This window comes from Kitasatospora sp. NPDC056327 (assembly GCF_042261735.1).
Taxonomy (GTDB): Bacteria; Actinomycetota; Actinomycetes; order Streptomycetales; family Streptomycetaceae; genus Kitasatospora.
This window is the reverse complement of sequence record NZ_JBHJRC010000341.1, coordinates 1-8,455: the sequence shown is the minus strand read 5'-3', so window position 1 is coordinate 8,455 and position 8,455 is coordinate 1. Positions and strand designations below refer to the sequence as shown.

Below are 8,455 nucleotides of genomic sequence, written 5' to 3'. Positions count from 1 at the left end.
GGACCGGTGCGTCTCCCCCGCACCGGTCCCGCCGCCTTCCCCGGACGGCCGCGTCTCCCCCCGGTGCCGCCGCTCCCCCGAGCCGGCGCCATCCGTTCCGCGTCCGTCCTGCTACCCGTCCCCCGACGGGAGCCTCCGTCCGGTCCCACCCCCACGGCGGACCGGCACGTCTTCCCCTGTTACGCGACCAGCTCGCCGAAGGCACGGACGGTGTCGCCCGAGGTGTTCAGCTGCTCGTCGTCGCGCAGCCGGCGCAGGGCGCGCCAGATGCTGCTCTTCACCGTGCCCACGCTGATGCCGAGCACGTCGGCGATCTCCGGGTCGGTCTTGCCCTCGTAGTAGCGGAGCACCAGCATGGTGCGCTGGTTCTCCGGCAGCTTGGCCAGCGCCTGCCAGAGCACGGCGCGCAGCTCGGTGCCGCCCATCGCGTCGGTGTCGCCGACCGTCTCCGGCAGCTCCTCGGTCGGGTACTCGTTGACCTTGCGGCGCCGCCAGGCGGAGATGTGCAGGTTGGTCATGGTGCGGCGGAGGTAGCCCCCGACCGCGGCCTTGTCGGTGATCCGGCCCCAGGCGCGGTAGGTGCTGAAGAGCGCGCTCTGCAGCAGGTCCTCGGCCTCGTAGCGGTCGCCGGTGAGGTGGTAGGCGGTGGCGTACAGGGAGGCGCGGCGCTCGCGCACGTACGCGGTGAACTCGGTGACGTGGTCCTCGGCGACGGCGGGACGCTCGTCCGGCGTCCCGGCCGGCGCCGCTCCGGCGGTGCGGGCCGGCACGGGGCTCAGCCGCAGCAGCGTCGCACCGGCGGCCTCGCGGCCGGCCGACTCCCCCGCGTCGGCCTTCCGCAGGCCGGTTCCGCCGATCCCCCCGGCGACCCGGTTGCCCCCCTGGGCGTCCTTGCTCTCGACGCGGACGGGGAGGATCCCCCGCAGCGTCAGGGTGCCGGCGGAGTCGGCCGCGTTCCCCCGGCGGCCGATCCCGTGCAGCTCCCCCGTCCTGCTCCCGCCGCTCACCCGGCGGGCGCCGGTGTTTCCGCCGGTGCTGTGCGCGCACCCCCGCGCGATCACGGCACCGGAGGTCTCGTCGGTCCCGTTCTCGTACCGGACGCCGAAGGTGGTGGCCGTTGAACGCGCGGTGCGGACAGCCGGGTTGGTCCGGGTCTGAAGCGTGGCGTTCACGTGCGCCCCCTTGGTCGGTTCGAGCGGTTCCCTTGCCGCCGCCCGGAGGGGCCCTCGGGCCCGCTGTCCTGCGGCGACATCGAAAATCCTGCCCGCCGGTTGTGATGGCGCTGTCCGTCGACTGTCACAGGGCTGTCACAGGGCCGGGTCTTTCGTCCCGTGCGCGCTTCCGCCGTTGACGGACGCCGGCGGCGGGCGTTCCGGTTCCCGCGCGGGCGGTGCGGAGCCGCCGGAGCGGGCCCCGCGCGGGCGCCGGGCGGGTGGTGGGGGGTGATTCGCCGCTCCGGGTGAGCCAGAATGAGGCCGTGCCTTTCCTCCTTCTGATCGAGGACGACGACGCCATCCGCACCGGCCTCGAACTCGCCCTCACCCGCCAGGGCCACCGTGTGGCCACCGCCGCCTCCGGCGAGGACGGTCTGAGGCTCTTCAAGGAGCAGCGGCCGGACCTCATCGTGCTGGACGTGATGCTGCCCGGAATCGACGGCTTCGAGGTGTGCCGCCGGATCCGCCGCACCGACCAGCTGCCGATCATCCTGCTGACCGCCCGCTCCGACGACATCGACGTGGTGGTCGGTCTGGAGTCGGGCGCGGACGACTACGTGGTCAAGCCGGTGCAGCCGCGGGTGCTGGACGCCCGGATCCGGGCCGTGCTGCGGCGCGGCGAGCGGGAGAGCTCGGACTCCTCCGTCTACGGCAGCGTGGTGATCGACCGGGCGGCGATGACGGTCACCAAGGACGGCGCGGACCTCCAGCTCACCCCGACCGAGCTGCGGCTGCTGCTGGAGCTCAGCCGGCGGCCCGGGCAGGCGCTGTCGCGCCAGCAGCTGCTGCGGCTGGTCTGGGAGCACGACTACCTGGGCGACTCCCGGCTGGTGGACGCCTGCGTGCAGCGGCTGCGGGCCAAGGTCGAGGACGTGCCCTCGGCGCCGACGCTGATCCGCACGGTGCGCGGCGTCGGCTACCGGCTGGACCCGCCGGCCTGACCGGCCGCCCCCGTCCGGCGCCGGCGACGCCCCGCCGCGCGCGCTGAACTTCCGCAACGACAGGTTTCCGTGACTGACCATCAGACGACGGCCCGGTTCTCCTCCGGCCCGTGGCGACGGCTGCGCTCGCTGCGCGTACGGCTGATCGCGGTGTTCGCCGCGGTCGCGCTGCTCACCGCCGTCTCGGCCTCCGGCATCGCGTACTGGCTGAACCGCGACGCGGTGCTCAAGCGTGCGCAGGACACCGCGCTCAACGACTTCCGGCTCTCGCTCAGCCGCAACGTGTCGAACCTGCCGCTGAACGCCACCTGCGAGGACCTGAACACGCTGGCGAGCACCGTGGCCGGCTCCGGGCTCAGTTACGACGTGGTGGTGACGGACCCGGCGCTGCCGGACTGCATCGCCTCCTCCAGCGCGGCGCTGTACACGCTCGCCAGCGTGCCGACGCCGCTGCAGACCGCGGTCGGCAAGCCGCGCGAGATCACCGACTCCAACCCGTACACGTACCACCTCTACTGGCAGCGGCAGAACCTCGACGGCCGGCCGTTCGTGATCGGCGGCACCAGGGTGGTGCCGACCGGCCCGACGGCGTACATGTTCAAGTCGCTGGAGAACGAGCGGGCCGACCTCAACACGCTCGGCTGGTCGCTGGCGATCGCCACCCTGCTGGCGCTGATCGGCTCGGCGCTGCTCGCGCAGGCGGCGTCGGCGACCGTGCTGCGCCCGGTGCGGCGGCTCGGTGACGCGGCGCGGCGCCTCGGCGAGGGGCATCTGGACACCCGGCTGGAGGTCGAGGGTTCGGACGAACTGGCCGACCTGGCAAGGACCTTCAACCGGACGGCGGAGTCGCTGCACGAGCAGGTCGAGGAGCTGAGCGCGCGCGAGGCGCAGAGCCGGCGGTTCGTCGCCGACATGTCGCACGAGCTGCGCACGCCGCTGACCGCGATGACCGCCGTGACGGACATCCTGGAGGACGAGGCGGAGTCGCTGGACCCGATGATCGAGCCGGCGGTGCGGCTGGTGGTCAGCGAGACCCGCCGGCTGTCGGACCTGGTGGAGAACCTCATGGAGGTGACCCGCTTCGACGCCGGCACGGCCAGGCTGGTCGCCGACGAGGTGGACATCGCCGACCTGATCATGTCCTGCATCGACGGCCGGGCCTGGTACGACGCGGTGGAGGTGGACGCGCCGCGCGGGGTGCTGGCGGTGGTCGACCCGCGCCGGCTGGACGTCGTCCTCGCCAACCTGATCGGCAACGCGCTGAAGCACGGCGGCTCGCCGGTGCGGGTGCGGGTGCGGGAGGAGGGGGACAGCGTGGTCGTCGAGGTGTCGGACAGCGGTCCGGGCATCCCGGAGGACGTGCTGCCGCACGTCTTCGACCGGTTCTACAAGGCCGACAAGGGGCGGGCGCGTTCGGAGGGCAGCGGTCTCGGCCTGTCCATCGCGATGGCCAACGCGCAGATCCACGGGGGGACCATCACGGCCGCGAACGGCGACACGGGCGCGGTGTTCACGCTGACCCTGCCGCTGGCGCCGCCGCCACCGCCACCGGCCGACGCCGCCCCCGAGGAGAGTGCCCAGTGACCCGCCGCCCGTTCGCCGCCGCCGCGCTGCTGGGGCTGGCCGTGCTGACCGCCGGCTGCGGCATCCGCCCGACCGCCGTTCCGGTGGACGCGGGCGCGCCGGCCAGCCGGACCGCCTGCCCGACGGTGCCGCGGATACCGACCGCACCGGCCTCGCCGTCCCCGGCCGCCGGTTCGGCGGGAGGTGCGGTGGGCGGATCGACAGGGGGCGCGCAGGCTTCGGCGCACGCTGCTTCCACGCGCGCCGCGCCGGTGCAGGCCGCCCCTGGCGCGGGCGTTGCGCCCGGCTCGTCGCGGCCCGGCCCGCCGCCGTCGCCCGCGGCGTCGCCCGCCGTGGTGTCGCCCGCCGCTCCGACGGGGCAGGCCGACAACGTGTTCGGCGCGCTGCCCTCGCCCAGCGCCCCGAGCACGGAACCCTGCCGCTAGGTCCGCTCCTTCGGATCACGCCGGGCGGTCGCCGCCGGGCCCGCGAGGCCGGGGCGGCGCGTTCGCCGGGCGACGGGGCGGAGAGCGGCGCGTTCACCCGGCGGCCGCCCCTCCTTGCACGGCGTACCCCCGGCGTGCGACCCGAAGTTCACACCGGGTATGGAACCGTCGCGCCGCCGGTGCACGTCCTATCCCCCGTGCAGCGAGATGGCACCAGGACACGCGAGGAGCGTGCCGGCGTGCGGACCGAGACCGGACGGGCGACGGCCGTCCAGCGTTCCCAGCGTCCACTACGGGTGGTGGGCCTGATCGGCCTCACCCTCCACCTGGTGCTGGTGGGCTGGATGGTGCTGAGACCACTGCCGGTGACCTGGGTCTACGACGCCAACCTGACGCCACTGGCCTCGCTCCGCTCCTCCAGCGCGGGCCAGGTGCTCGGTGAACTGGTCCTGCTCGCCCCGCTCGCCGTCTTCCTCCCGCTCGCCGGGGGCCGCCTCGGGGCCCCCTGGTTCCCGTCGTTCCTGCGCACCACCGGCGCCTCGGCCCTGCTCGCCACCGCCCTGGAGTTCCTCTCCTCCTGGACCCCCGGCCACGTGCTCAACGTGGACCACATCCTGCTCGCCGTCGTCGGGGTCGCGGTCACCCATCTCGCCCTGGTCCCCGCCGGCCGCTCGTTCCTGCTGCGCCGCGCCGCCGGGCCCGCCCCGGCTCAGCCGGTTCCCCACGCCGCCCCCGCCGCCCAGGCCGCCCCGCTGCCGCAGACCGCGCCGTCGGCCCCGGCCGTCTACCCGGAGCCGGTCTCCGGCCACCGGATCTGAGGTTCGGCACTGCTCGCCGGGCACCACGGCCACCCGGCCGCCCCGCACGGCCCGGCGTCGGCCCAGGCGGTCCCGGTCGACACGGACCGGAAGCCGGTCCAGCTGGCACCCGACCTCCCACAGGCTCAGCCGGCCGCTCCGACGGAGCACCCGGTGGACGTCGATCCGGCGGTCCCCGGCCCGGGTGACGGCCGCGTCGAACCGCGGCTCCTCCACCGCTCCCCTCAGTCCGCCCGGCGGACCCGGCCGCCCACCTCGACCAGGCCGTCGGCCGTGATCCCGGTGACGAGCTGCGAACCGCGTCCCTGGGTGATCGTCAGCGCCCGGCCCAGTCCGGCGGTCAGCAGGATCGCGGCGGCGCCGGTCGCCTCGTCCTCGTCGATGCCGTCGTCCCGGCCGGGGAAGGCGCGGGCCCGTACGGTGCCCGCCGCCTCGTCCTGCCAGGCCCAGGCGTAGATCCACTCGCCCGGCGGCGGCACCGCCAGGGCGTCCACCTCGGCCGGGGACCGGTACCGGCGCAGCGTGCGCGGCGGTGCCCAGGCCGCGGGCGCCGCGATCCGGGTGAACGCGCCGTCGTGCCGGACGGTGACCGTGCCCGCCGGGGTGACCAGGCGGTGCAGGCCGAGCAGCCAGGCGGTGCCGACGCACGGGTGGCCGGCGAACGGCAGCCGCAGGGTGGGGGTGTAGATGTCGACGGCGCCGCGCCGCGGGTCGTCGACGAACACCGTCTCGCTGAAGCCCAGCCGCCGGGCGATCTCCTGGCGGTCGGCCCGGGCGGGGACGGCGGCGCCGTTCCGGACGACGCCCAGCGCGTTGCCGTGCGCGCCGTCCGGGCCGCAGAACACGTGCAGCACCTCGTGGTCGGTCATCCTTCGTCCACCCCTGTCCGCCCCGGGCCCGGGCGAGGTCCGCGCGGGCCGGTGATCACCGTAGCGGCGGTGCCGCGGCCGGGCGTGCGGCCGCCCGGGCAGGGGCGGCCGCGGCCGTCTCCCGTCAGCGCGGGGCGGGGCCGGAGGCCGGGCCCGCCGCGGGGCGGTGGGGCGGGGTTCCGGGGTCGGCCGCCGGGCCTCCGGCCGGGCGGGGCCGGCCGGGCGCGGGGCGGGTCCGCTGCCGGCGGTGGGCCACCACCAGGGTGCCGATGCCCATCGCGATCGCGGTGGCCCCGGTGATCGCCATCGGCGTGTTGGTCGGGGAGCCACCGGTGGACGCGAGGTCGACGGCGGGCACCGGGGCCGCCACGGTCACGGTGACGGCCGGCGCCGGGGCGGCGGGCTCGCTCGGCGGTGTCTGCGTGGTCCGCGCCGCCGGCACGGCCGCCGGGGTGCCGCTCGGGTCCGGGGACGGGCCGACCGCGGCGAGGCCGACGGCCGGGCCGCCGGTCCCGGTCGCGCTCGGTGCGCCGGTCGAGGGCGCGGCCGGGGCCCCGCCGTCACCCGCGGGCGTGCTCGGGGCGGCGGTCGGCGTGCTCGGGGCGGCGGTCACCGTGACGTCGACCGCCGAACTGGTGGCCGCCAGTCCCGCGCCGCCCCCGGCGGCCGGGAGGCTGGTGCCGGTGAACTGCAGCGACAGCACGCCCGCCGGGGCGTCCCGGGTGAACGCCAGCCGCACGTTGATCGTCCGGGACTCGCCGTCGCGCAGCCGTACGAGGGAGCTCTCCTTGTCCCCCGTGCGCAGCGTGAGCGTCAGCCTGCCGGAGCCGGCCTGGCCGGCGTCGGCGGTGGCCGGGAGCCACTCGCCGTCGGGGGTCTGGAACTCCAGCCCGGTCGCCGCGGCGGAGGGCAGCGCCCCGCCGCGGAGGGTGAGTTCGGGCAGGAAGGCGATGTCCTTGCCGCTGCGGTTGGCGAGCGTCAGCCGGAACGGCCCGGCCCCGCCGCCGGCGGTGAGCACGGCGGGCACCGCGTCCAGGCCGAGGTACGGCACGCCGGGCGCGGGGGCGGAGGTCGGCGCGCCGGTGGGGCCGGCCGCGACGACGGTGAACTCCTGGTGCGGGCTGTTCGCCTCGGAGGTCCGGGTCTCCGGCGGCAGGGTCGGGTCGGAGACGACCGCGCGGAAGCCGGCGGTGGCCCGGCCGGCGGGGGCGTCGGCGGTGACGGCGAGCCGCAGCCGGTAGGTCACGGCGGACCCGGCGGGCACACTCACCCGGGTGGCGAAGGTGTCGAGGTTCCAGGTGGCGCCGGTGCGGGCGCCCGGGAGCAGCGTGGCGGGCTTCCACTGGCCGCCGGCGGGGCCCTGGTGGTCGAGCCCGAGGTGGGTCTCGCGGATGCCGGACCCGGCGTTGGCGACGGTGAAGCCGGTGGTGACCTCGACGGCGTGGTCGGCGTGGTTGCGCAGGGTCGCGGTGAACTCGGCGGCCTGGCCGGCGGTCAGGCTCGCGGGCAGGCCGGTGAGGGTGGTCGTCACGGGGCCGGAGGGTGTCTGCGGGCCGCCGCCCGGAGCCGGGGCGGTGCTGCCCTGGTTGAGGGTCTGCCGCACCGTGCCGGTGGCCCCGCCGGAGCGCGGCAGCGCGGACGCGCCGGGGGCGGCGGCCGTCAGGGCCGCGCCCGAGACCAGGGTGGCGGCGGCGGCGATGGCGAGGGATCTGCGGTGCGGAGTACGCAAGGTGGACCTCACGGGAGGAAGGCGGGCGAACCCGGCGAACCCGGCAGCAGGCGGTTCGCCGAGGTGGGGGGCCGCTCCGGGACTCTCACCCGGGTCGCTGCTTCGCCCCCCAACCACCAGCGACGGCGGCATCATATCCGAACGCGCTGACGCTTCCTGAGTGGATTTCAAGGGGTGGAAGGGAGGTTCGCCGGGCGGATTCGGCGATGACACCGTGACGAAATCGTGAGGACGGATGTCGGTGGGCTCCAGTACTGTGCGCACTCGTCCCCACCGGCCGCTCCGTGCGCGCCCGCTCGTCCCACCGGAACCACAGGAATCCTCGTGAACCTCGACTTCGACGTCGACCCGCTCTTCTCCTGGTACGTCGTCCTGCTCGCCGTCAGCGGCATCGCGCTGCTGGTCATCGGCGCCGTCAACCTCGGCGGCCTGAAGGTCGGCTGGCGCATCCTCAACGTGCTCGTCGGCCTGGGCTTCACCGGGTACGCGTACTACCTGGCGTTCGTCTTCGAGGGCGGCACGTACACGCTGTTCTTCAAGGCGTTCATCCTCCCGGCGGCGCTGATAGTCAACGCGGTGAAGGCCCTGGTCTCGCGCTCCGAGGCGCCGGCCGTGCCGCCGGTCCCGGCCGCCTCGCCGTACCAGCCCGACTCCCAGTACCCGCAGGGCACTCCGTACCCGCAGCAGGCGCCCCAGCAGGCCCAGTACCCGCAGCAGGCCGCGTACCCGCAGGCCTCGCCGTACCAGCCGGCCGGCCAGGCAGCCCCGGCCGCGCCGGTCCCGCCCGCCGCGCCGTACCCGCAGCCGCAGGGCCCGCAGCAGGGCTGAGCCCCACCGCGGCCCCGCCGCCGGGCGGCACCCCCTTCGTAAGGGGG

Annotated in this window: 7 protein-coding genes; 4 read left to right on the top strand and 3 right to left on the bottom strand. The window is 75.9% G+C overall.

The window, feature by feature from the left end:
• Window positions 1-179: 179 nt before the first annotated feature.
• A complete protein-coding gene (locus tag ACFCX4_RS31970; protein WP_376150203.1) occupies window positions 180-857 on the bottom strand; it encodes a SigE family RNA polymerase sigma factor in 678 nt (225 codons plus the stop codon).
• A 620-nt stretch (window positions 858-1,477) separates the two neighbouring features.
• Here ACFCX4_RS31970 and ACFCX4_RS31965 point away from each other — a divergent pair.
• The 3 genes from ACFCX4_RS31965 to ACFCX4_RS31955 all read left to right on the top strand — a co-directional run bounded on the left by ACFCX4_RS31965 (window position 1,478) and on the right by ACFCX4_RS31955 (window position 4,982).
• Window positions 1,478-2,155, top strand: a complete 678-nt coding sequence (locus tag ACFCX4_RS31965; RefSeq protein WP_350553901.1) for a response regulator transcription factor — start codon at window positions 1,478-1,480, stop codon at window positions 2,153-2,155.
• Between the two features lie 69 nt (window positions 2,156-2,224).
• Window positions 2,225-3,739: an ATP-binding protein gene (locus ACFCX4_RS31960; protein WP_376150201.1), complete on the top strand. Its 1,515-nt coding sequence runs from the start codon at window positions 2,225-2,227 to the stop codon at window positions 3,737-3,739.
• Window positions 3,740-4,403: 664 nt separating this feature from the next.
• Entirely contained in the window at window positions 4,404-4,982 is a 579-nt protein-coding gene (locus ACFCX4_RS31955) for a VanZ family protein (RefSeq protein WP_376150199.1), read from the top strand.
• Between the two features lie 224 nt (window positions 4,983-5,206).
• Here ACFCX4_RS31955 and ACFCX4_RS31950 read toward each other — a convergent pair whose 3' ends face one another.
• Entirely contained in the window at window positions 5,207-5,851 is a 645-nt protein-coding gene (locus ACFCX4_RS31950; RefSeq protein ID WP_376150197.1) for a PhzF family phenazine biosynthesis protein, read from the bottom strand.
• A 124-nt stretch (window positions 5,852-5,975) separates the two neighbouring features.
• Window positions 5,976-7,580, bottom strand: coding sequence for a hypothetical protein (locus tag ACFCX4_RS31945; RefSeq protein WP_376150195.1), 1,605 nt, complete (start codon window positions 7,578-7,580; stop codon window positions 5,976-5,978).
• 324 nt (window positions 7,581-7,904) lie between these two features.
• Between ACFCX4_RS31945 and ACFCX4_RS31940 the strand changes: the two genes are divergently transcribed.
• On the top strand, window positions 7,905-8,408 hold the full coding sequence (locus tag ACFCX4_RS31940; RefSeq protein WP_376150193.1) for a hypothetical protein: 504 nt from the start codon (window positions 7,905-7,907) through the stop codon (window positions 8,406-8,408).
• Window positions 8,409-8,455 lie beyond the last annotated feature (47 nt).

What these genes read in the sequence shown, in the direction of transcription:
- ACFCX4_RS31950 (WP_376150197.1), bottom strand. Translation starts at nt 5,851, where the DNA reads ATGACCGACCACGAGGTGCTGCACGTGTTCTGCGGCCCGGACGGCGCG.